The sequence below is a fragment of the Rhizobiaceae bacterium genome (assembly GCA_023953835.1).
GTDB lineage: Bacteria > Pseudomonadota > Alphaproteobacteria > Rhizobiales > Rhizobiaceae > Mesorhizobium_G.
Window position 1 is genome coordinate 2985416 of the sequence record JAMLJB010000001.1, and the last position, 22457, is coordinate 3007872.

23 protein-coding genes are annotated in these 22457 nt (G+C 63.6%); 11 read left to right on the top strand and 12 right to left on the bottom strand.

The features are described from left to right. The first annotated feature begins 4 nt into the window (after positions 1-4). The 3 genes from M9924_14010 to cobO are packed head-to-tail and all read left to right on the top strand — an operon-like array spanning position 5 to position 1888. Positions 5-775 (top strand): CbtA family protein, encoded by a 771-nt coding sequence (locus M9924_14010; GenBank protein ID MCO5065510.1) that lies wholly within the window; start codon positions 5-7, stop codon positions 773-775. Then, positions 768-1274 carry a bifunctional adenosylcobinamide kinase/adenosylcobinamide-phosphate guanylyltransferase gene (gene cobU / locus M9924_14015; GenBank protein ID MCO5065511.1) on the top strand — a complete coding sequence of 169 codons (507 nt, stop codon included), beginning with the start codon at positions 768-770 and terminating at the stop codon, positions 1272-1274. The genes M9924_14010 and cobU overlap by 8 nt, the downstream gene beginning before the upstream one ends. Continuing rightward, positions 1274-1888, top strand: coding sequence for a cob(I)yrinic acid a,c-diamide adenosyltransferase (gene cobO, locus M9924_14020; GenBank protein MCO5065512.1), 615 nt, complete (start codon positions 1274-1276; stop codon positions 1886-1888). Before cobU ends, cobO begins: the two co-directional genes overlap by 1 nt. Before the next feature lie 27 nt (positions 1889-1915). On the opposite strand, the gene cbiB is transcribed toward cobO, so the two are convergent. After that, positions 1916-2875: an adenosylcobinamide-phosphate synthase CbiB gene (gene cbiB / locus M9924_14025; GenBank protein ID MCO5065513.1), complete on the bottom strand. Its 960-nt coding sequence runs from the start codon at positions 2873-2875 to the stop codon at positions 1916-1918. Between cbiB and cobD the strand changes: the two genes are divergently transcribed. Together cobD and M9924_14035 are read left to right on the top strand one after the other, a co-directional pair. Continuing rightward, on the top strand, positions 2874-3896 hold the full coding sequence (cobD, locus tag M9924_14030; GenBank protein MCO5065514.1) for a threonine-phosphate decarboxylase CobD: 1023 nt from the start codon (positions 2874-2876) through the stop codon (positions 3894-3896). The genes cbiB and cobD overlap by 2 nt on opposite strands. Further along, a complete protein-coding gene (locus M9924_14035) occupies positions 3893-4396 on the top strand; it encodes a tyrosine phosphatase family protein (GenBank protein MCO5065515.1) in 504 nt (167 codons plus the stop codon). The genes cobD and M9924_14035 overlap by 4 nt, the downstream gene beginning before the upstream one ends. Here the strand turns inward: M9924_14035 and M9924_14040 are convergent. Further along, positions 4393-5208 (bottom strand): creatininase family protein, encoded by an 816-nt coding sequence (locus tag M9924_14040; GenBank protein ID MCO5065516.1) that lies wholly within the window; start codon positions 5206-5208, stop codon positions 4393-4395. The two genes, M9924_14035 and M9924_14040, sit on opposite strands and share 4 nt — an antisense overlap. 179 nt (positions 5209-5387) lie before the next feature. Between M9924_14040 and M9924_14045 the strand changes: the two genes are divergently transcribed. Continuing rightward, a complete protein-coding gene (locus M9924_14045; GenBank protein ID MCO5065517.1) occupies positions 5388-6095 on the top strand; it encodes a nitroreductase in 708 nt (235 codons plus the stop codon). Here the strand turns inward: M9924_14045 and soxG are convergent, their stop codons facing one another. The 4 genes from soxG to M9924_14065 are packed head-to-tail and all read right to left on the bottom strand — an operon-like array spanning position 6096 to position 11221. After that, positions 6096-6683, bottom strand: a complete 588-nt coding sequence (gene soxG / locus M9924_14050) for a sarcosine oxidase subunit gamma family protein (protein ID MCO5065518.1) — start codon at positions 6681-6683, stop codon at positions 6096-6098. Beyond that, complete coding sequence (locus M9924_14055) at positions 6676-9666, bottom strand: sarcosine oxidase subunit alpha family protein (protein ID MCO5065519.1); 2991 nt, start codon at positions 9664-9666, stop codon at positions 6676-6678. Before M9924_14055 ends, soxG begins: the two co-directional genes overlap by 8 nt. Further along, positions 9663-9962, bottom strand: coding sequence for a sarcosine oxidase subunit delta (locus M9924_14060; GenBank protein ID MCO5065520.1), 300 nt, complete (start codon positions 9960-9962; stop codon positions 9663-9665). The genes M9924_14055 and M9924_14060 overlap by 4 nt, the downstream gene beginning before the upstream one ends. Continuing rightward, complete coding sequence (locus tag M9924_14065) at positions 9962-11221, bottom strand: sarcosine oxidase subunit beta family protein (protein ID MCO5065521.1); 1260 nt, start codon at positions 11219-11221, stop codon at positions 9962-9964. The genes M9924_14060 and M9924_14065 overlap by 1 nt, the downstream gene beginning before the upstream one ends. Before the next feature lie 273 nt (positions 11222-11494). On the opposite strand from M9924_14065, the gene M9924_14070 reads away from it, so the two are divergent. The 4 genes from M9924_14070 (at position 11495) to M9924_14085 (ending at position 17950) form a co-directional block, all read left to right on the top strand. Next, positions 11495-13984, top strand: a complete 2490-nt coding sequence (locus M9924_14070) for a mechanosensitive ion channel (protein ID MCO5065522.1) — start codon at positions 11495-11497, stop codon at positions 13982-13984. Positions 13985-14118: 134 nt separating this feature from the next. Beyond that, positions 14119-14382 carry a hypothetical protein gene (locus M9924_14075; protein ID MCO5065523.1) on the top strand — a complete coding sequence of 88 codons (264 nt, stop codon included), beginning with the start codon at positions 14119-14121 and terminating at the stop codon, positions 14380-14382. Positions 14383-14483: 101 nt separating this feature from the next. Continuing rightward, on the top strand, positions 14484-17045 hold the full coding sequence (locus M9924_14080; protein MCO5065524.1) for an FAD-dependent oxidoreductase: 2562 nt from the start codon (positions 14484-14486) through the stop codon (positions 17043-17045). Between the two features lie 110 nt (positions 17046-17155). Then, on the top strand, positions 17156-17950 hold the full coding sequence (locus tag M9924_14085) for a DUF1194 domain-containing protein (GenBank protein ID MCO5065525.1): 795 nt from the start codon (positions 17156-17158) through the stop codon (positions 17948-17950). A 106-nt stretch (positions 17951-18056) separates the two neighbouring features. Here M9924_14085 and M9924_14090 read toward each other — a convergent pair whose 3' ends face one another. The 5 genes from M9924_14090 to M9924_14110 all read right to left on the bottom strand — a co-directional run bounded on the left by M9924_14090 (position 18057) and on the right by M9924_14110 (position 21041). After that, positions 18057-18278 carry a hypothetical protein gene (locus tag M9924_14090; protein MCO5065526.1) on the bottom strand — a complete coding sequence of 74 codons (222 nt, stop codon included), beginning with the start codon at positions 18276-18278 and terminating at the stop codon, positions 18057-18059. 462 nt (positions 18279-18740) lie between these two features. Further along, entirely contained in the window at positions 18741-18932 is a 192-nt protein-coding gene (locus M9924_14095; protein ID MCO5065527.1) for a hypothetical protein, read from the bottom strand. Between the two features lie 302 nt (positions 18933-19234). Beyond that, complete coding sequence (locus tag M9924_14100; protein ID MCO5065528.1) at positions 19235-20236, bottom strand: GlxA family transcriptional regulator; 1002 nt, start codon at positions 20234-20236, stop codon at positions 19235-19237. Between the two features lie 163 nt (positions 20237-20399). Beyond that, a complete protein-coding gene (locus M9924_14105) occupies positions 20400-20540 on the bottom strand; it encodes a hypothetical protein (protein ID MCO5065529.1) in 141 nt (46 codons plus the stop codon). Between the two features lie 330 nt (positions 20541-20870). Continuing rightward, positions 20871-21041: a hypothetical protein gene (locus M9924_14110; GenBank protein ID MCO5065530.1), complete on the bottom strand. Its 171-nt coding sequence runs from the start codon at positions 21039-21041 to the stop codon at positions 20871-20873. Between the two features lie 129 nt (positions 21042-21170). On the opposite strand from M9924_14110, the gene M9924_14115 reads away from it, so the two are divergent. Beyond that, the gene (locus M9924_14115) at positions 21171-22067 is read left to right on the top strand and encodes a LysR substrate-binding domain-containing protein (GenBank protein ID MCO5065531.1); all 897 of its coding nucleotides are present in this window, start codon (positions 21171-21173) and stop codon (positions 22065-22067) included. 67 nt (positions 22068-22134) lie between these two features. Here M9924_14115 and M9924_14120 read toward each other — a convergent pair whose 3' ends face one another. Beyond that, positions 22135-22311 carry a hypothetical protein gene (locus M9924_14120; GenBank protein MCO5065532.1) on the bottom strand — a complete coding sequence of 59 codons (177 nt, stop codon included), beginning with the start codon at positions 22309-22311 and terminating at the stop codon, positions 22135-22137. Positions 22312-22457 lie beyond the last annotated feature (146 nt).

The following is a 22457-nucleotide window of genomic DNA, read 5'->3' on the forward strand; positions in this document are numbered from 1 at the left end:
TCACATGGCTATATTTCGTAACACCGTGTTCGTCGCGGTGGTCGCGGGGCTGTTTGCAGGGCTGGTCATGGCCGCCATGCAAAGCTTCACCACCGTTCCGCTGATTCTTCAGGCGGAGACCTTCGAAAATGCAGGCGAGGCTGCGCCCGCCGCTGCTGCGACCGAACATGCTCATGATGCCGCCGCGCCGACCCACAGCCACGATGCGGCTGCTCCCGCCCATGAGCACGACCCCGATGCCTGGTCGCCCGCCGACGGCTTCGAGCGCACATTCTATACGGTTGCCGCAAACGTCGTGACGTCGATCGGCTTCGCCCTGATTCTGCTCGTCGCCTCGGAACTGACGGGTGGCATTGCGTCATGGCGGCAGGGCGTGCTTTGGGGTCTTGCCGGCTTTGCCGTGTTCACGCTCGCACCGGGGCTCGGCCTTCCGCCGGAGCTTCCCGCAATGCCGGCGGCTGAACTCGGCGACCGCCAGTTGTGGTGGTGGTTCGCCGTCATCGCAACCGCCGCCGGGCTTGCGCTGATGGCATTTCGCGGCACGGTGGTCTGGTCGCTTGTCGGGCTCGCGCTGATCGTCGTTCCGCATCTCGTCGGCGCGCCGCAGCCGGTCAGCCATGAATCGCCGATCCCGGAAAACCTGCATCACCAGTTCGTGGTCATCACAACCGTGACCAACCTGGTTTTCTGGGTTGTGCTGGGCGGACTGGCCGGAGCCTTGCGCGATCGCTTTTTCGCGAGCGCGGACAACAGCTTGCAAGGCAAACTTGCCTGAGCTTACCTTCATCCTGGGCGGTGCGCGTTCCGGCAAGAGCGCGCATGCCGAACGGCTCATCGAACTCTTGCCTGCACCGTGGCTCTACATCGCCACGGCGCAGGCATTCGACGATGAAATGCGCGAGCGTATCCGGCAGCACCGGCACCGGCGCGGCGACGGATGGCAGACCCTGGAATCGCCGCTCGATCTGGCCGACGCGTTGGGCCGTGTTCCGCACCACCAGCCGGTCCTGGTCGATTGCCTCACGCTTTGGTTGACAAACCAGATGCTGGCTGAAGCCGATTGCGAGGCTGCGGGCGCTGGGTTGATGGATGTGCTTTCGCGGCCGCGCGGGCCGTGGTTCGTGGTTTCCAACGAGGTCGGATTGGGTATCGTGCCTGACAACGCGCTGGCGCGGCGCTTTCGCGACGAGGCGGGGCGGCTCAACCAGCGCGTTGCGGCGGTGGCCGACCGTGTGCTGTTCATGGTGGCGGGCTTGCCGATGCAGGTGAAATGATGCGCGAAATTTCCGAAAGCGAGGCCGAGCGGCACAAGGCCAAGATGGCGAAGCGCAAATCCGTTCAGGATGCGGAAGTTGCGGGCAAGACCGTCGAAAAGGGCCTGCTGATCGTCAACACGGGACCGGGCAAGGGCAAGACCACCGCCGCATTCGGGCTCGCGCTGCGCATGCTTGGCTATGGGCGGCGCGTCGGCGTTGTCCAGTTCGTCAAGGGCGCGTGGCATTCGGGCGAAAAGGATGCCTTCGCCGCCTTCGGCGACAGGATCGTCTGGCACACAATGGGTGAGGGTTTCACCTGGGAGACGCAGGATTTGCAGCGCGACATCGCCGCCGCCGAGGCCGCTTGGGCAAAGGCGCTGGAACTGATGGCGGACCCGTCCATCAGCCTCATTGTCTTTGACGAACTCAACATTGCCCTGCGCTATGACTATCTCGACGTGGATCGCGTCGTTGAAGCGCTGAAGGCGCGCCGACCGGACCTGCATATCGTCGTCACTGGCCGCAACGCGAAGCCTGCCTTGGTCGAAGCCGCCGACCTCGTGACCGAAATGGGTGCGGTGAAGCATCATTTCGCCTCCGGCGTGAAGGCGCAGAAGGGAATCGAGTTTTAGGCGTTTGTGCCGCACAGACGCCGGTCCTTAGTACGTAATCCCCAGCAATGCGCAGGCCGCAAACAGCGTGATCACCAGCGCATCGGCGGTCCAGTACAGACGCAGCGCGCGCCTGATGTCGGCGGCGGAGGCGTTGCGCCTGCCGCCTTCGCCCATGAAGGCGTCCTGCACCATCACGCCGCCATAGGAGCGCGGGCCGGCCAGCGACAGGCCGAGCGCGCCGGCCATGGCGGCTTCGGGCCAACCGGCATTGGGCGAGCGGTGTTTGCCTGCGTCGCGTCTCACCGCGTTCCATGCGCCGCGCCAGTCCGCATCGTATCGCAGCCATGCCGCGCCGACGATCACCAGCGCCGTCAGCCGCGACGCGGGCAGATTGACGAGATCGTCCAAGCGCGCGGCGGCCCGGCCGAAGTCTCGATATTTTTCGCTCCGGTGGCCGATCATCGAATCGGCTGTGTTGGCAGCCTTGTAGGCTGCTCCGCCACCAAGGCCGCCGACGCCCAGCCAGAAGGCCGGCGCCACGACACCGTCGGAGAAATTCTCCGCGAGGCTTTCGATTGCCGCGCGGCAGATGGCGGCCTCGTCAAGCTGCTCGGGGTCGCGCCCGACGATCTGCGAAACCGCCGCGCGGCCCGCATCGATGCCGCCGCTTTCCAGCGCATCGGCCACTGCCTCGACATGTCTGGCAAGGCTGCGCTGCGCGAGCAGTGAACTCCCGACAAGGCCGCACAGGATCACGCCGATCCACCCCCGACCAAGGAAACCCTGCACCATCAACCCTGCAAGCGCGGGCACGAGTACGATCACCAGCGCCGCAAACAGGCCCGCGCGCCGACGCGCCTTCGGCGCATATTCGGGCCGGTTCAGAACATTATCCAATCTGGAGATCAGGCCGCCGATCCAGATAACCGGATGACCGATTGATTTGACCAGGCGCTCCGGGTAGCCGATGCACAGCTCGAATACGAGGGATAAAAGGGTGAGCATGCGAGACGAAACCTTCCTGCCGGTCGAACATGGCGGCAGTCTCGCGCGCGCCGCGGCCGAGTTTCCGAACGCGCCGAAACCGTTTGTCGATCTTTCGACCGGGATCAATCCGCACCACTATCCATTTTTCGATTTGCCCGCCAGCGCGCTGACGCGCCTGCCCGAACCGTCGCGCGTCGCGGAACTGTGCGCAACCGCCGCGGTGGCTTATGGCGCATCTCCCGGTACGCTGGTCGCAGGTCCCGGCACGCAGGTGCTGCTGCCGCTTGTGGCCTCGCTCGCGCAGCCGGGCAGGGCGGCGATCCTTGGCCCGACCTATCAGGAACATGCGCGCGCCGCCGCCATTGCCGGGCACGAAGTGTCGGAGGTTGGCGATTTCGACGCGCTGGCTGATGCCGGACTCGCGGTCGTCGTGAACCCGAACAACCCGGATGGGCGCGTGGTCGAACGCGGGCAACTCATCGAACTGGCGAACCGCCTGCACGCTCGTGGCGGATTGCTGGTCGTGGACGAGGCGTTCATGGATGTCGGCCCGCGCAACGAAAGCGTGGCGGATGCGGTGGAAGAGGGTGGTCTGGTCGTGCTGCGGTCGTTCGGGAAGTTTTTCGGGCTTGCCGGCGTGCGGCTTGGTTTCGCCATTGCTGCGCCTTCCCTCGCGGCGCAGCTTGCCGCAAGGCTTGGACCGTGGGCCGTGGCCGGTCCGGCGCTGGAATACGGGCTACGCGCCCTTGCTGACAAAGGCTGGCAGGAGGGCATGCGCGGGCGGCTTGCGCGCGAGGCCGTGCGTCTGGATAGGTGCCTTGCGAATGCCGGTGTCGCGGTGACGGGCGGGACGAGCCTGTTTCGCCACATCGCCACCGATGCGGCCGCGCGGCTCTATCGCCATCTCGGCGGGCGGGGCGTGCTGCTGCGGTCGTTCGCAGACAGGCCGCGCGAGCTTCGCTGCGGCCTGCCGGGCAGTGAAGAAGGCTGGCGGCGCCTTGAGGCAGCGCTCGCGCAATGGCGGGAGGAAGTGCGATGATCGTGGTGTGTCCCTTGTCCAGGCTGGAGAGCACGGTTGCGGAGATGCGGCCCGACAGGCTGATTTCCCTTCTGTCGGAAGGCACGGCGCTTGAGCGGCCTCGCAGCATCGAGGCGGCCAACCATCTTTATGTCACGATGCACGACATCTCCGAAGCGCAGGAAGGCATGACGCTTCCCGGCGAGGATCATGTGCACGGCATTCTGGATTTCGCGCGGGGGTGGGACCGCCGCCGTCCGCTGGTGGTGCATTGCTATGCCGGGATCAGCCGCTCGACCGCCACGGCCTATATGATCGCAGCCGCTTTCGCGCCGGGCCGCAGCGAGGCCGAGCTTGCGCGTACCCTGCGCCGCCTATCACCGTCCGCGACGCCGAACCAGCGCATGATCGCGCTGGCGGATCACATATTGCGCCGTGAAGGGCGGATGGTCCGCGCCATACAGGACATAGGACGCGGCGCGGACGCATTCGAAGGCACGCCCTTTGCGCTTGAGCTTTAGGCTCCTGTGGTCTGGCTCAGCAGCTTGTCCGGATTTGCCTTGCGCATGTCCTTGAGCAGGCGAATGAAGCCCTGCGCCTGATGTTCGGCCGTGCGCCTGCCCTTGTCCGCCGACGCCGCCGCCGCGTTGCCGACGACGCCCGCCGGATTGAGGTCCGTCGCCATCCACGCGAATCCGAACGGCCCGGTGTGGCGCAAAAGGTCGAAATCCTGTTCCGCCGAAAGCACGTTCGAGCGGAAGTCGTGCGCCTTGCCCATGTCGACGAGATCGGGCCGGAAATGCAGCATGAGCGAGGCTTCCACCTCGCCGCCATGCACGCCGAGGCGCAACTCCTCGTCGCCGAACGTGCCTTGCGGATGGCCGAACCTGCCCCAGCTCGATTTCACCGCCAGCATGCGGTGACGCACGCGCATCTCGCGGGTGAGGAGCGCCATCACCTCCTCGTTGCCGCCGTGCGAGGTCACGACCACCAGCTTGCGGATGCCCGTTCGCGCGACCGAATCACCAAGCTGCATCCATGCTTCGAGCGCCGTCCCGGCGTCGAGCGACAGCGTGCCCGGCACATTGATATGCTCATTCGACTTGCCGGTTTCCTGCACCGGCAGCACGCGAACGTCGAGCGATTCCGGCAATTGCCGTTCAACTTCGGCAAGCATGCCGCGCATGATGGCGGTGTCGGTGGAAAGCGGCAGGTGCGGACCGTGCTGCTCCACCGCCGCCAGCGGCAACACTGCGATCACGGCCTGAGGATCGACGGAAACGAAATCCGCCGCCTTGAAATCACTCCACCAGAAAAGCCTGTTTGCAGCCACCGAACGCCTCAATACGTTAACGGAAACGATCTATCCTTGCCGGCGTCGGTTGTCGAATCAGGTGAGCGGCGCGATGCGCATATTGCAGGCTTGCAATATTTTGTGTGCGGCGTATCCCCAATTTCTGCCGCAAACTATGTCATATGGCCGACAAAACATTGAACTATCCGAGTGAAGCCATGCTCGCGAGAACTGAAACCCAGGAATTGTCGGAACAGGAAATCGTCGATGAGGCGATCCTGACGCGACGCTCCGTGCGCGCGTTCCTGCCCACCCCCGTCGAACCTTCGGTGATCCGCGACATTCTGGAAGTGGCGCGCTGGGCGCCTTCGGGAACCAACATGCAGCCGTGGCGCGCTTATGTCGTGCAGGGCGACGTCAAGCAGCGCATCGCCGACGCGATCCTGAATTCCGGCATCCGCGCGGAAAAGATCGAGTGGGACGAGTACAAATACTACCCGGACCAGTTTTTCGAACCCTATCTCACGCGCCGCCGCACGGTGGGCTTCGCGCTCTACAACGCGCTCGGCATCGGTCGTCGCGAGGTTGAGCGCATGCGCGCGCAGCACGACCGCAACTTCCTGTTCTTCGACGCGCCGGTCGGCCTGCTCTTCACCATCGACCGCAGGCTCAACAAAGGGTCGTGGATCGACCTCGGCATGATGCTGGAAAATGTGATGATCGCGGCGCGCGGCAGGGGATTGCACACCTGCCCGCAGGCGGCGTTCGCGCCCTACCACAAGCAGATTCGTCCCATCATCGGCATGGGCGACGAGGAAATCCTCGTCTGCGGCATCGCGCTCGGCTACGAGGACACGACCAAACCGGAGAACCAGTTCCGGTCGGAGCGCGCCCCGCTGGAAGAGTGGGTGAAGTTTGTCGATTAATTACCTGATTTCGTAGCCGGTTTCTTCCGCCGCGTGGCAGAGTGCGTTCCAGAAGGAGCGCGCGAAGGACCGGAAAACATAGATGTCAAACCGCTGGTCGCCACTGCGCTGCACCTGCGCGAAAATATCGTGGTGATTGGTCGCAACGCCGTTGCCGACCGGAAACTTCGCAGGCGAGAAATCCACCGCGAAGAACTTGGCCAGCACCCACGCCGCCTTGTCGCCTTCGATGCGAAGCGCCGTGCGGCCATGCGACAGGTCCGTCACCGAACCGACCGAAGCGGGCACGGCCTCAGCCAGCCTGCCCGCCAGCCCTTCATCCGCATCGACCAGCAGCCAGCGGCCCGGCGCGATGCCGAAGGCTGCGCTCTCGCCTGATGCCGCACCCGCGCCCGGCGCATTTCCAACCTTGAGCTTCAGCACCTTGGAGATGACGGCCTGCGCGGCGGCTTCCATACCGGGCCACACGGCCAGTTGCACGATGGAGCCGGGCGCGGTTTCGGAAAGCACCACGCCGATCTCGGCGGCGCTGTTGGCATGGCGACCGGCGCGCAAATGTTCCCCGAGCGGTGAAAGGATTTCAGCCATGCATGCGGCTCCCGTCGGGGTCGAAGAAGTGATGGCTGACGATTTCGACCGGCCCGAACCGGTTGCGGAGCGGATCGGAAACAAAAGCGCGAGTGCCACGCCGCGACTTGCCCGCCTCGACCAGCGCCAGCGCGATATATTTCCCGAGCGCCGGTGAATAGCACATGGCCGTGACGTGGCCGATGGAACCGGACGGACGGCCCTCAGCCGGTTGATCGACGATATGCGCGCCGCCGTTGATGGGCCGGTTGTCCAGAGGCACGATGCCAACCAGTTGCAGGCGGTTTGCGCCGGTCATGCCCTCGCGATCCATCATCGCCGAGCCGATGAACGGCTTCTTCTTCGAAAGCATCCAGTCCAGATGCAGGTCGCGCGCGGTGGTCCGCCCGTCGATTTCAGCGCCCGTCACATGGCCCTTTTCGATGCGCAGCGTTCCAAGCGCCTCCAGGCCGTAGGGCACGATTCCATGCGCTTTTCCGGCCTCCATCAGCGCTTCCCACACATCCGTGCCGTAGCCCGCGCCGCAATAGACCTCATATGCCAGTTCGCCGGAAAAGGAGAGGCGGCAGATCATCACCGGCGCGCCACGGATCGTGCCATGCACGATGCCCATGAAGGGAAGCGTTTCGTTGTCGACCGCAGTTCCCTCGACACAGGCTTCCAGCACCTTGCGCGAGAGCGGACCGGCAACGGCCGCGCCTGCCCACTGGTCCGTCACGGAGGTCAGGTGAACGTTCAACTCCGGCCAGACCACGTCCAGCATATATTCCAGATGCTGCATCACCTTGCCTGCATTGGCGGTGGTCGTCGTCATCAGGAATTCGGTTTCGCCGAGCCGCCATGTCGTGCCGTCGTCCAGCGCGAACCCGTCCTCGCGCAGCATCAGCCCGTAGCGCGCCTTGCCGACCGGCAGGCTGGAAAACATGTTGGTGTAGACGCGGTCGAGAAATTCCGCCGCGTCCGGCCCCTGCACGGCGATCTTGCCGAGCGTCGAGACATCGACAATGCCGACGCCGGAGCGCACAGCGCGCGCCTCGCGCACATAGGCCTGCTCCACCGTCTCGCCCTGCTGGCCGTAGATCATCGGGCGGAACCAGAGACCGGCGGAATACATGGTCGCGCCGTGCTCCAGGTGCCAGTCGTGCATCGGCGTCAGACGCTCCGGCTTGAGGTCGCCAAAGCGCTCGGCGGCAAGCGCGCCGACCGAAACCGGGGCGAAGGGCGGGCGGAAGCGGGTCGATCCCACCTCCGGGATGGGCTTGCCGGTGGCCTCCGCCATGATCGCCATGCCGGGAACGTTCGAGGTCTTGCCCTGATCGGTAGCCATGCCCAGCGTCGTGTAGCGCTTGAGGTGTTCCGCCGAGGTGAAGCCTTCCTGATGTGCAAGCCGCACATCGTCCGCCGTCACATCGTGCTGAAAGTCCACGAACGCCTTGCCTTTGCCCTTGATCCCGAGAACCGGGGCCGGATGGGGTTCACACGAAAAGCCTTCGACGAACGGCGCGATAGGCTTTCGGCCCCGTTTCTCACCGGCAGCCGCCAGACCGGCGGCCTGACCTTCTCCAATCGCGTCGCCGGTCTGGAAGGTGCCGTTGAACGCGCCCGCGCCAAGCCAGTTTTCGGTCGGCTGCGGCGGCAGGAAGGCTTGCAGCGCTTCGTTCCATACCGGGCGTCCGCCTGCCTGGCTCGCCAGATGTATGGCGGGCGACCAGCCGCCCGAAACCAGCAGGCAATCGGCCTCGATCAGGCGCTCGCGTCCGCTCGCTCGTGCGCCGTCGAAGGGTTGAACCCGCACGCCGTCGAGCGCCTTTCCCCCCTCCGTCGTCTGCACCGCGTGGCCCGTCAGGACCTCGGCAAAACTCTCTGACGCCGCCTGCCGCGCGGCGTCCGATATCTCGGTTCGCACGTCGATGATGGCGGCGACGGTCGCGCCCGCGCGCTTCAGCGCGAGCGCAGCACCATAGGCCGTGTCGTTATTGGTAAAGATCGCCACCTGCTTGCCTGTGCGCACCCCGAATTCGTTGGCATAGCGCTTTGCCGCCGATGCCAGCATGACGCCCGGAATGTCGTTGCCGGGAAACACCATCGGACGCTCGAACGCGCCTGTCGCCAGCACGACCGCGCCCGCGCGAATGGTCCAGTGTCGATGCCGGGGTTCGCCCTTCGAGGCGGCTGCCTTGTGATCGGTCACGCGCTCCAGCGCCGCCAGCGTGTTGCCGTCATAATAGCCCCAGACGCTCGTGCGGTTGAGCATTCGCACGTTCTTTCGGGCGGCGAGCGCCGCCACTGCCTCGCTTGCCCATTGGGCGGCGGGCATGCCGTCGATGGTTTCGCCCGACCAGTTGGCCGATCCGCCGAAACGCGGATCGATTTCGGCCAGCACGACATCCGCTCCCTGTTCCGCTGCCGCCGCTGCGGCGCTCAGCCCGGCGGGGCCGGAGCCTACGACCAGCACGTCGCAGAAGGCGTTCATGCGCTCGTAGCGGGAGCGTTCCGGTTCGAGGCCCGCCATTCCGAGGCCCGCCGCGCGGCGAATGAAGCGCTCGCAGAACATCCAGAAGCGTGTGCCCTTCAGCGGCCAGATTTCCGGTCCCATGAAGGTCTTGTAGTAGAAGCCCGCGCCGATGAACTTGCCGGCAAGCTGGTTGAACGCGCCGATGTCGAACTGGAGCGAGGGAAAGCGGTTCTGGCTTTCGGCGACCAGCCCCTCGTAGATTTCCACCATCGTGGCGGGAATGTTCGGCTCGCGCACTGTGCCGCGCAGGACAGTCACCAGCGCGTTCGGCTCGTCCACGCCCGCGGTCAGCAATCCGCGCGGTCGATGATATTTGAACGAGCGGCCGAACAGCGAAACGCCGCTGGCCAGAAGCGCAGATGCCAGCGTGTCGCCCGCGTGACCGGCGAAGCGCTGTCCGTCGAAGGTGAAGTTGATCGTGCGGTCGCGGTCGATGCGTCCGCCTGCATTGGTGCGGGACGCGCTCATGCCTTCGCCCTCGGCTTGCGCTTCGCTTTGGCGGACACCGGGGCGGATCGAGCGGGCCGCACGCCGGAAATCTTGTGCGTCAGCGTGTTGCGCGTCACTGCGAGGTGCATGCGGCAGCCGCCGGAATGCTGCCAGATTTCATTGTGCTCGCCCGCAATGTTCACCCGGTCATAGACATAGGCGTTCCACGCATCGAGGTCCGTCGAGGCGGGGTCGGGGCGGGTGCGGTTGCCGTCGCCCTGATAGGTGAATTCCGATACGTCGCGCGGGCCGCAATAGGGACATGAAATCAGCATCAGTGGAGTCTCGGCGTTGCGCCTTGGCCCTTGTCGTCGATCACCGTTCCCCGGTGGAAACGGTCGAGCGTGAAGGGCGCGTTGATTTCGTGCGGCTCGTCTTTGGCGATCGTGTGGGCAAAGCACCAGCCCGAGGCTGGCGTCGCCTTGAAGCCGCCGTAGCACCAGCCGCAATTGAGATACATGCCGGGCAGGGGGCCGGTGGTGATGATGGGCGAGCCGTCCATGGACATGTCGCAGACACCGCCCCATGAGCGCAGCACGCGCACAGTGGCCAGCGAAGGGAACAGCGCCAGCATCTCGCTCATCACGTCCTCGACGATGGGCAGGTTGCCGCGCTGCGCATAGGAGTTGTAGCCGTCGATGTCGCCGCCATAAACCAGCCCGCCCTTGTCCGACTGCGACACATAGAAATGGCCCATGCCGAAGGTCACGACCGTGTCGAGGATCGGCTTCAGCGATTCGGACACGAAGGCTTGCAGCACGTGGCTTTCGATGGGCATGCGCTCGATGCCGGCCATGCGCATGACGTGGCCGGTCGAACCGGCGACGGCGACAGCGATCTTCTTTGCGCGGATTTCCCCGCGCGACGTGGTGACGCCGACGATGCGCTCGCCGTCGCGCAGGAAACCGGTAACCTCGCAGTTTTCGAGAATGTCCACGCCGCGCCGGTCCGCCCCCCGCGCATAACCCCAGGCCACCGCGTCGTGGCGGGCGGTGCCCGCGCGCCACTGCATCAACCCGCCATGAATGGGAAATCGCGCCGTGTTCGAAGCATCGACGACCGGCATCAGGCGCTTGATGGCCGCGACATCCATCAACTCGGCGTCCGCATCGAGATGGCGCATGGCGTTGCCGCGCCGCGCATATTCGTCGAGCTGGGCCGGCGTGTGCGCGAGGTTCAGCACGCCGCGCTGGGAAAACATCACATTGTAGTTCAGGTCGTGCGAAAGCCGTTCCCACAGCTTCATCGAATGCTCGTAGAACCGGATGTTCTGCGGCAGCAGGTAGTTGGAGCGCACCGCAGTCGTGTTGCGGCCGACATTGCCGGAACCGAGATAGCCCTTTTCCAGCACCGCGACATTGGTGATGCCATGCTCCTTCGCCAGATAATAGGCGGTCGAAAGCCCGTGCCCGCCGCCGCCGATGATGATGACATCGTAGCTCGGCTTCGGGTCCGGCTTGCGCCATGCGGGCTTCCACCCGCGATTGCCGGTCAGCGCGTTGCGTATCACGGACAGCGCAGAATATTCCGCCATGCCGGTCGAGACTCCCCTTCGAATTTCCGCAGAGAGGCTATCGCTGCTGCCATTCCCCGACGGACAATAAAGCGCCATCGCCTTTCAAAGGACCGACGCGCCGGCTGCATGAATAGTCGCCGGCTTCGAAACGCACAACCGTTGCCGGGCGACATGTTGCGGTCAAGATTGGCGGCCAAGGGATGCATTTTGGTGCGGAATGCGGATAATCTCCGCGCGTTTTGTCATAGCCATCCAGCGATTCGCTGCGAGGTCCTGACCCTAGGGTCCCGTATGAACTCAATTCGAAAAATTCTGGCGCTCGCCCTTGTCCTGATTTTCGCTGCGGTGGGCGGCCTGTTTGCGCAGGATGCGCCGGATACACAGGATACGCGCGACGTTCAGCCGCCGCTCATCGGGATTGCCGCCGATCAGCGGGCGGCGATTGATCGTCTCTCCGCCCAGACCGACCGTCTCGAAACCGACATCAATGGGAATGTCGAGGACGATGCGCGGCTGGTGGAAATCCGGCTGGCGCTCGAGGATATTCAGGCGGAAGTGCTGCAAAGCGGCGTCGCTTTCCGTCCGACCCTGAACGACATCAACGCCAAACTCGAAGCGCTCGGTCCGGTGCCCAAGGACGGCGACCCCGCCGAGGCCGATGAAAAGGCTACCCAGCGCGCGGCGCTGAACAAGCAGAAGGCCCAGATCAACCAGGTCATCGCGCAGGCCGAGGACCTGCTGGTGCGCGTCAACGGCCTTGTCAACAAGATCGCCACCATTCGCCGCGATCTGTTCGCCGATACGCTTATGAAGCGCTATCAACTCCGTGCGGCCATCAGTCCCGATGTCGGCGCGGAAGTCGGCGATCAGGTCACCATGCTGTCGCGCAACGTGTCGGCGTGGTTCCGCTTCCTGCTGCGGTTCAAAATGCAGGCGGCGCTCGTCGCAACATTCTTCGCCTCGATCGTCGGGGTGATCTTCTACATTCTCGGACGGCGCGTCGGCGGACGCCTTCTCTACAAGGACCCGGAGGCCCATCCCGACTATCTCAGCAGGCTCTCCGCCGCGTTCTGGCTGACCCTGCTGCCCTCGCTCGCGCTGCTTCTGTTCATGATGCTGACCGTCGGCCTCTACCAGTCCTACAACGTGCTGCGGGGGGACGTCGCCGCCTATTTCATCGGCCTCCTGCAGACGCTCTTCATCTGCTTTTTCGTGAACAGGCTGGCGAACGCGATCCTGTCGCCCGATGCTCCGAACTGGCGGCTCATCAAGATCGAGGCGCGTCCCGCCCGCGTCCTCATCTGGCTTGCCACGTTTGCGGCTCTCATCGTCGGCCTTGACCGCTTTACGGACATCGTCACGGAAAGCCTCGGGTCGCCGCTTTCCGTGACGATCCTCAAGGGTCTCTTTGCTGCGGTTCTGGTCGGCGTGCTGCTGATGGTGTTCGGAAGCGTCAGGCCCTTCGCGGACGAGGAAGGCCGTTCCGTCACATGGCCGGGATGGTTTCGCGCGACTGTCTATGTGCTCGGCCTCGCGACGATCATCGCCGCGCTGACCGGCTACATCAGCCTTGCGCAATTCGTTTCGCGCCAGATTGTGGTGACCGGAGCGTGGATCGCGACGGCCTATATCGGCCTGCTCGCCTCTCGGGCAATTTCCGACGAGGGCGCATTCGGAAACACCGCCGCAGGGCGCTGGGTCAAGCAGACATATCACACCGAGGATTCCAAGCTCGACCAGCTCGGCGTGCTGGCAAGCGTGGCCATCAACCTCATCATCGTTCTCGCCGTCATGCCCGTCGTGCTGTTCCAATGGGGCTTCCAGGCAGGCGACATGGCGGTGTGGATACGCCGCATCGCCAACGGATTCCAGATCGGCTCCTTCACCTTCTCGCCGCTCGCCATCGTGACCGGCCTCGTCGTATTCGGTATCGGCTATTTCGTCACCCGCTGGTTCCAGTCATGGATCGACGATACGGTGATGGCGCGCGGGCGCGTCGATATCGGCGTGCGCAACTCGATCCGCACCGTGGTCGGCTATGCCGGGCTGGCTGTTGCTGCGTTGATCGGCATATCGGCGGCGGGCCTCAACCTGTCCAACCTCGCGCTGATCGCCGGCGGCCTTTCCCTCGGCATCGGCTTCGGTCTCCAGAACGTCGTTTCCAACTTCGTATCCGGCCTCATCCTGCTGGTGGAGCGCCCGTTCAAGGTGGGCGACTGGGTGGTGGCGGGAGATGTTTCCGGCACTGTGCGCAAGATCAGCGTGCGCGCGACGGAGATCGAGACCTTCCAGCGCCAGACGATGATCGTCCCCAACTCGCTGCTCATCAACAATGCAGTCGGCAACTGGACGCATCGCAACAAGCTCGGACGGGTGGAGGTTCCTGTCGGCGTCGTCTACGGGTCCGACGCGGAGCATGTGCATCAGGTGCTGCTCGATATCGCGCGCAGCCATCCGCTTGCATTGAAGAATCCCGAGCCTGTCGTGGTCTTTGTCGGATTCACCGATACCGCGATGAATTTCGAGATACGTGTGTTTCTCGCCGATGTCGGGAACATGATGACGGTGGGAAACGACATGCGTTTCGCAATCCTGCGCGCCTTCCAGCGCGAGGGCATCGTGATTGCGCATATCCCGAGAATCACCAGTGCGCTCAGCACGGCATGGGATGCCAGCGAGGACGAGGTCGAAGCCGCTTTGGCCGAGCGCGTCGCCCGTCGCGCCGAGGAGGATGCGAAACCGGCGAAGAAGCCGCGCAGGCGAAAGCCCGATCCCGCCTGAACCGCGCAGACGCGACAAGAATTTATCGTTCAGTTGCCGTTCAGGCAGTTTGTCCTATAGCATCAGCATCCGAGGGGGCCTTTCGCGCCCTTGGGGGTTGCAATAGAGGCGGTGCTCGCACCGGAACTGGAAGCATGTTGAAAATAGTTTTTGCTGCGCTGGCGATGGCCATGACGAGCGGTGCCGCCTTTGCGGCGAGCGCCGTCAATCTCGACAGCGAAACGCGGACGATTGTCGTGACCGAAGGCGGCAGCCGCCAGCAGATCGACATCGCGCCCGGTGAAACCGTGGATTTCTGCGCCAATGGCTGCTTCGTGACGCTGCCCAATGGCGACCGCGAGGCGCTGACCGGCGGCGAAACCGTGGAGATTTCCGGCGGCGCCGCGAAGATCAAGTAAATGAGGTCGCGGCGCATTTGAGCAATGTCGCAAACAGGCTGCATTGCATCCGGTGCGCCGCCTTATAGTCTCCCGCGATCAATACCCTGGAGTCGCGGGCAATGGCAGAATTTCCCAGCAAAGCGAAGGTCGTCATCATTGGCCTCGGCGGCATCGTGGGCGCATCCGTCGCCCATCATCTGATCGAGCGCGGCTGGGACGACATCGTCGGGATCGACAAGTCCGGCATTCCGACCGACATCGGCTCGACGGCCCATGCGTCGGACTTCTGCTACACCACAAGCCATGATTTCCTGTCCTGCTGGACGACGCTCTATTCCATCGATTTCTACGAGAAGATGGGTCACTATGCCCGCATTGGCGGCCTTGAGGTCGCGCGCGTCGGCGACGATGGCCGCATGGACGAAATCAGGCGCAAGGTGACGTCGGCCAAGGCGTTCGGCACCCGCGCCCGCCTGATCGAGCCTGCCGAAATCAAGGCGAAATTCCCTCTCATCGAGGAGCATCTGGTGCAAGGCGGCCTGTGGGACCCCGACGCCGGGCTGGTCGTGCCGCGCTCGCAGACCGTTGCCGGCAAGCTCGTCGACGCGGGCGAGGCTTCCGGCAAGTTGAAGGCTTTCGCCAACACGCCCGCGAAGTCGCTCATCATCGAGAATGGCCGCATCCGTGGCGTCGTCACCAGCCGCGGCACGATCCGCGCGGATCATGTCATTGTCTGCGCCGGCCTGTGGGGCCGCCTCATCGCGGAGATGGCGGGCGAGGACCTGCCGGTCATGCCGATCGATCATCCGCTGACCTTTTTCGGCCCCTATACAGAATTTGCCGGCACCGGCAAGGAGATCGGCTGGCCGCTCATGCGCGACCAGGGCAATTCGGCCTATATGCGCGACACGGGCGACCCCAGGACCACCGAAGGTGGGCAGATCGAGTGGGGCTATTACGAGGAAACCAATCCACGCCTTTGCCATCCGCGCGACCTGCTTGAAAAGGATCAGGCGCGGCTGTCGCCCTCACAGCGCGACCTCGACATGGAGCAGATCCTCGAACCGCTGGAACGCGCCATCGAGTTGACGCCGATCCTCGGCGAACTCGGCTACAATGAGAGCCATTCCTTCAACGGGCTGTTGCAGGTCACCGCCGATGGCGGGCCGTCGGTCGGCGAAAGCCAGAAGGTGAGGGGGCTGTGGTATTGCGTCGCCATCTGGGTCAAGGACGGCCCCGGCTTCGGCAAGCTGCTCGCGGACTGGATGACGGATGGCCGCACCTCGATCGACCATGCCCGCATCGACTATTCGCGCTTCTATCCGCACCAGCTTGAGGAAAAATTCGTCGAGGGCCGTTGCGGCGAGGCGGCGCAGAAGGTCTACAACCCGGCGGTGCATCCGCGCGAACCTTACGCGACGGGCCGCAACATCCGCCGCTCGCCTTTCTACGAGCGCGAGAAGGAGCTTGGCGGCTATTTCATGGAGCTTGGCGGCTGGGAGCGCGCCCATGGCTACGCTGCCAATGAGCATCTTCTCGAGAAATACGGCGACCGTGTTCCTGTGCGCGAAAACGAATGGGACAATCGGCATTTCTGGCGCGTCTCCAACGCCGAGCATCTCGCCATGAGCGAGGATTGCGGCATCGTGAACCTGTCGCATTTCGCCATGTTCGATGTCGAAGGCCCGGACCACGTGGCACTCATGGAGTGGGTCTGCGCTGCCCGCATCGGCGGCGACGCCAATATCGGCAAGGGCATCTACACGCATTTTCTCGACGACGAGGGCATGGTGCGGGCGGACCTCACCGTCATCCGCATGGTCGACCGCTGCCGCGTGATCGACGGTGCGGATGCCGGTCCGCGCGACTATCACTATCTGCGCCGCGTGGCGGAGGATAAGGGCTTCGACGTCACCATCATCGATGTGACGGAGAAGTTTGTCACCATCGGCATCTGGGGGTCGAACGCGCGCGCCACGCTGCAACAGGTGGTCGCGGACCCGGAGGGCCTTGCGTCGGAGAACTTTCCCTTCGCCGCCATCAAACCGATCCGCATCGCGGGCAAGGATGTGACGGCATTCCGCATTTCCTATGTCGGCGAGCAAGGTTGGGAGCTTCACATGCGTTATGAGGACGGGCTTGCCGTCTGGGACGCGCTGCGCGCAACCGGAATCATGCCGTTCGGTGTCGAAACCTACGCCAACAGCCGCCGCATGGAAAAAAGCCTTCGGCTTCAGAACGCCGATCTCCTGACCGAGTACAATCTGTTCGAGGCCGACCTTGCGCGTCCCAAGGTCAAGGAAGCGGACTTCCGGGGCAAGGCGAAGCATGTCGAATATCGCGCCCGCGACGGACAGCCTGCCACGCTCTGCACCCTCGTCATGACGGACAATATCGACTCGAAGGGCGTTGCCCGCTATCCGGTCGGCAGCATGCCCGTCATGGACCCCGACACCGGCAAGACGCTGGTCGACGAGCTTGGACGCCTGTCATTCACCACTTCGGTCGCCTTCGGCCCCACCATCGGCAGGAACATCGCGCTGGCCTATCTGCCTCGCGATTTCGCGCAGCAGGGCCGCCGGCTTGTGGTCGAATATTTCGGCGACACCTTTCCTGTCGAAGTGGCTGCGGTCGGCTACCAGCCGCTCTACGATCCCGAAAACCTCAAGCCGAGAAGCTGAGCGGCGGCTCTCGAAAAGTTGAATGTGCGGAGAGCATCCCGACCGAAGGCCCATTGCCATCGGTCGGGATTTTCTTAATCCTTGTCTCCATGCGCGGAATCCCTCAAGGCTTGAGGATTGCCTTTGCTTTCGTCGCCCTCGCGACGACGGGCGGTGTTTCGTCAGCCGCCGAGCCGGTCGATGTCGAACTCGTCCTCGCGGTGGACGTTTCGCTTTCCATGTCTCCCTCCGAGCTTGACATCCAGCGCGACGGCTACGCGGCTGCGCTGCTCGACAAGGATGTGCTCGACGCCATCGCCGCCGGTGCCTATGGCCGCATCGCCGTGGCCTATTTCGAATGGGCGGGCACCACGTCGCACCAGCTCGTCGTGCCCTGGACAACCATCTCCAGCCGCGCGGACGCCGAGCGTGTGGTCGCGCGGCTCACGGCCCTTCCACCGGCAAGCGCGCGCCGCACCTCGATCTCCAGCGCGCTCGAATTCGGTGCGGACCTGCTGGCCGAAAGCCCGTATCAAAGCGTCAAGCGCGTGATCGATATTTCGGGAGACGGTCCGAACAATCAGGGCGCGCCCGTGGTCGAAATGCGCGACCGGCTTGTGGAGCAGGGCATTGTCATCAACGGACTCCCGCTCATGACGAATGGCGGCTTTTCCAGCGCCTACGACGTTCCCGATCTCGATTCCTACTACACCAATTGCGTCATCGGCGGGCCGGGGGCGTTCATGATTCCCGTCAATGCCTGGGAGCAGTTTCCCGAAGCGATCCGCCGCAAGCTGGTGCTTGAACTTGCTGCCCGGCCCCTTGGCGACTTGCCTGTCGTTCTCGCTCAGGCCAAGGAGCCGTATGACTGTCTTGTCGGCGAGAAGATCTGGCGCAATCGTTCATGGATGTGGGACAGCCGCTAAGTCGGCAAGGTTCGCACCGCCCCCACTCCGTCGCGCTTCGCGCGCCACCTCTCCCCCACTTCGCAGGGGAGAGGAAGGGTGTGGCGGGGAAGACAGGCTCCCTTCCTCACCCCCACTTTGTGGGGGAGAGGTGGTTTGCGAAGCAAACCGGAGTGGGGGTGGTGTCCAAATACGTCACCCTTCGACCACGGAACCACGGCGCATTGACCACGATCCATGTCAGGCCGAGCAGGGTGAAAGATGGGGCGATGATCCACAGCGCCTTGATCGCATCCGACGAGGAGCGAAACGCATCGAAGAAATCCTGCCAGAAATGATAGCTGTCCATTGCGACCTCCGTGCCATGCAATTTGGTCACCGAGGGGCCCCAAAAAGCCCCACTCGCCCCTCTGGTGACCGGGGAGGTGATAAACCGTGCAACGACGGCTGCCCCGACCTTTAAGCCGAAGCTCTGGACATACGTCGGGGCCTCCCCGGCCCTGAGGCTCGTGGAGATGCCGTTGACGGTCGGCATCGACCGCGTCGCAAGGGATTATCACATCCCAAGGCCCGGCCAAACGACCGGACCCGAGGCGACCATATTCCATCATATGCTAAAATAGAAGCGGGATTTTGGGTTGGTGCCCAGCGCACCCCTCAACCGGCTGCCGCCACCTTCTCCCACAAGGGGAGAAGGACGATGGCAACCACGTCTCGCATTTTCTGCGACGTCGTTGACTGAGGCCGGCGTGACGGACATCCCCTTCTCCCCTTGTGGGAGAAGGTGCCGGCAGGCGGATGAGGGGCAGCGCTATGTCGGCAAGGCTATCACCGCCGCATCAACATACATCACCCGCCTTCCACGCAGCCACGGCGCATTGACCACGATCCATGTCAGGCCGAGCAAGGTGCATGATGGGACGATGATCCACAGCGCCTTGATCGCATCCGACGAGGACCGAAACGCATCGAAGAAATCTTTCCAGAAATGATAGCTGTCCATTGCGACCTCCGTGCCATGCAATTTGGTCACCGAGGGGCCCCAAAGCCCCACTCGCCCCTCTGGTGACCGGGGAGGTCATAAACCGCACAACGACGGCTGCCCCGACCTTTAAGCCGAAGCTCTGGACATGCGTCGAGGCCTCCCCGGCCCTGAGGCTCGTGGAGATGCCGTTGACGATCGACATCGACCGCGTTGGATGGGACTATGACACCCCAAGGCCCGGCCAGGCGACCGGACCCGAGGCGACCATATTCCATCATATGCTAAAATAGAAGCGGGATTTTTTGGGTTGGTGGTTGCGCTCAGGCGGCGGCGAGTTGCTTCCTGTCGGCGCGTTCCTGCTGGGGCGAGCGGGCGTAAAGCTCGCGATAGCATTTCGAAAAATGCGACGCCGACACGAAGCCGCAGGCAACCGCCACCTCGACCACCGGCATGGAGGACTGGATAAGCAGGTGGCGCGCGCGGTCGAGCCGGATCTCCAGATAATACCGGGCCGGGGATCGGCCCATTTCGGATCGGAAGAGCCGTTCGATCTGGCGGCGCGACAGGCCCACATGGTCGGCGATTTCGATCAATGACAGAGGCTCGGACAGATTTGCCTCCATGAGCTCGATGATGGTGAGCACCTTGGAATTCTGCACGCCGAGCCGCGCGCGCAGCGGCAGGCGCTGGCGGTCGGTGGGGTTGCGGACGCGGTCGGTCAGCATCTGTTCGCAGACCCGGTTGACGAGATTATCGTCGAAATCGTCGCCGATCAGCTTCAGCATCATGTCGAGTGCGGCGGTGCCCCCGGCGCAGGTGTAGACGTTCTGGTCAACCTCGAAGAGATCGGCAAAGACATTGGCCTTCGGGAACGCCTCCGCGAATCCGGGCAGGTTTTCCCAATGGATGGCGCAGCGCTTGTTGGCCAGCAGCCCGGCCGCGGCAAGCACATGCGCGCCCGTGCAAAGCCCGCCGACGCTGACGCCGCGATTATACTCCTCGCGCAGCCAGGCCAGCGCCGATTTGTTCTGGAATTTCTCGACATTGTAGCCGCTGCAAACGATGACCATGGACGGGCGCTCGGCCCCGCCCATCTTCCGGCGCTCATCCTCCAGTGAGGTATCGGCGGCGCAGAGAACACCGTTGGAGGCGGGCACGGGCCTGCCGTCGAGACTGGCGAGCCGCCAGCGATAAGCTTCATAGCCGAGCATGCGGTTTGCGATGCGCAGCGGCTCCAGCGCCGTCGCAAATGCGACCATGGTGAATTCGGGAACGAGAAAGAAGACCAGCGATCGTTTAATCTGATTCTTCACGATGTTCATGGCCCAGACCCTGGCTGCGCATGCCGAGATTGCGAGCGCGTGGCTTTGCTATATGCGACACCAAATTTCGGCCTTGTCAATGGCGGGCATGGCGACCCCGAAACGAACAGGGCCGCCGCACCGAAAGGTGCGACGGCCCGGCCCGATTTGCAGTGAGGGTCGATCAGCGGATCAGCATGCCGAGGCGGTTCGCCGCGATTGCGCCGGTCTGGCCGGGCATGGTGCGGGCGAAGCGATCACGCTCGCGAATGGTCGAAAGATTGGCTGCTGCGCCGGTTCTGAAAAGGCGGGAAAAAAGCTTCATGACACGTCTCCATGTATCCAAGCCTACACGGGGTGCCTTCGCGTTTATGCCGGAGTGGGGCATCTCGGTTCTTGTTGGCGCTGATATAGGATCGACGGCGCGGGGCCGCTATATGCAAAACGAAATTGGCTGTCGCAAAATCGACAAGGCGAGCGCCGCATCGTGGTTGATGCCCAAAATCTCTTTTGATTAACAGACTGTTACGGACCGCACGTTGTGGCTTGCGCATGCCTCATATGCGGCATGCGCGCGCTGCATGCCAGGGTAGCCGCAAAAAAGGCCCGCCGGCATGGCCGGCGGGCCGGTTCGGTTCGCAACACATGCTTCGGCTCAATGCTCCACATGGATTCGGGTGGCACGGCGGGCGTCCTCGACCTGCGGCCAGCCGATGTCCTTCTGGACCTCGAAGGGCAGGGCGCGCAGCAGACGCTCGGTCTGGTAGCGCGTGCGGGCGCGGCTGTATTCATGTGCCAGATGGCTGATTGCTCCAAAAATGCTCATGTCCTTCCTCCTGTTTGCAGCGTCCGGTCGGTCCGGGCACTTTCGATGGCTTGACTATCTCGCACTATTTGTGTTCAATCAAACGAAATGGAATGATCGTTTCAGTCAGAAAAATTGAACGAGGTTGTCATGAACGCGCCGCTCAATCATCCGCTCCCCCTGCTCGATCTGGACGTGCTGCGCACCTTTGTCGCGATTGCGGAAACGGGCAGCTTCACTTCGGCGGCAAATGCGGTTTTCCGCACGCCGTCCGCTGTTTCGATGCAGATCAAGAAGCTTGAGGACATTCTGGGTCGCGCCGTGTTCGCGCGCGATGCGCGATCCGTTTCTCTGACCACCGATGGCGAGATCCTGCTGGGCTATGCGCGGCGGCTGCTGGCGATCAATCGAGAAGCGGTCTCCAAGTTTGTCGTGCCGGACATTGTCGGCGTGGTGCGCCTTGGGTCGCCGGATGATTTCGGTGAGCGTGTTCTGCCGCATGTGCTGCGCCGGTTTGCGCAGACGCATCCGTCCATCGCCGTGGATGTAGTGATCGACCAGAGCGTGAACCTGCGCCGGCGCATGGACGACCGGGCGCTGGACATTACGCTGCTGACAAATTCGACCGGCGCGTCGCATGGCGCGGAGACATTGCTGACCGAGCCGATCGTGTGGGCAGGCGCGCGTGGCGGCTGCGCCCATCTGCGCGAGCCGCTGCCGGTTTCGGTGTGGGAAGAGGGTTGTGCGTGGCGCGCAGGCGCCATGGAGGCGCTCGGCCGCGAAGGCCGCAATTTCCGCGTCGCCTATATGAGCGCCCATACGGCGGGGCAGCGCGCCGCTATCCTGTCCGACCTCGCGGTTGCGCCGTTGCCGAAGTCTTTCATCACCGAGGAGATGGTCGAGCTTGGCCCAAAGGACGGCATGCCGTCGATCGGCCAATATTCACTTGCAATGCTTGTCAGCAAGGACGCGACCCCGCCGGTCAAGGCCGCCGCCGACCATATCCGCGCCGCCTTCGAGGCGTTTCGCGAAACCGGAAAGTTCTGAGCAGCGTAACGAGAAAGGGCGGGCAACCGCAGTTGCTCGCCCTTGCGACTCCGCTATCGCAGATGGATCAGATGATCTCGAACTGAAGGTCGGGCTTGCCGCCCTTCTCGGGACGGCTCGGCGTCCAGCGCCAGCCGATGTCCTTCTGGATCTCTTCCGGGAGCGCGTTGATGATGGAGGCCGTGCGACGATCCGCACGCGACTTGAAGTGACCGCTGGCGATCCACGCCAGTGCTTTCGACATGTTCATTTTGCTTCTGCCTTTTGAGAAAGACGCGAAGCACATGACTGCCTCAAGCGTCGTCGTATTCTTACGACGTTGATATATCTATCGACGGTTCTGTCTACAAGCTCACTTGCCTATCAAATTTGCAGGTGAGGTATGAAAAT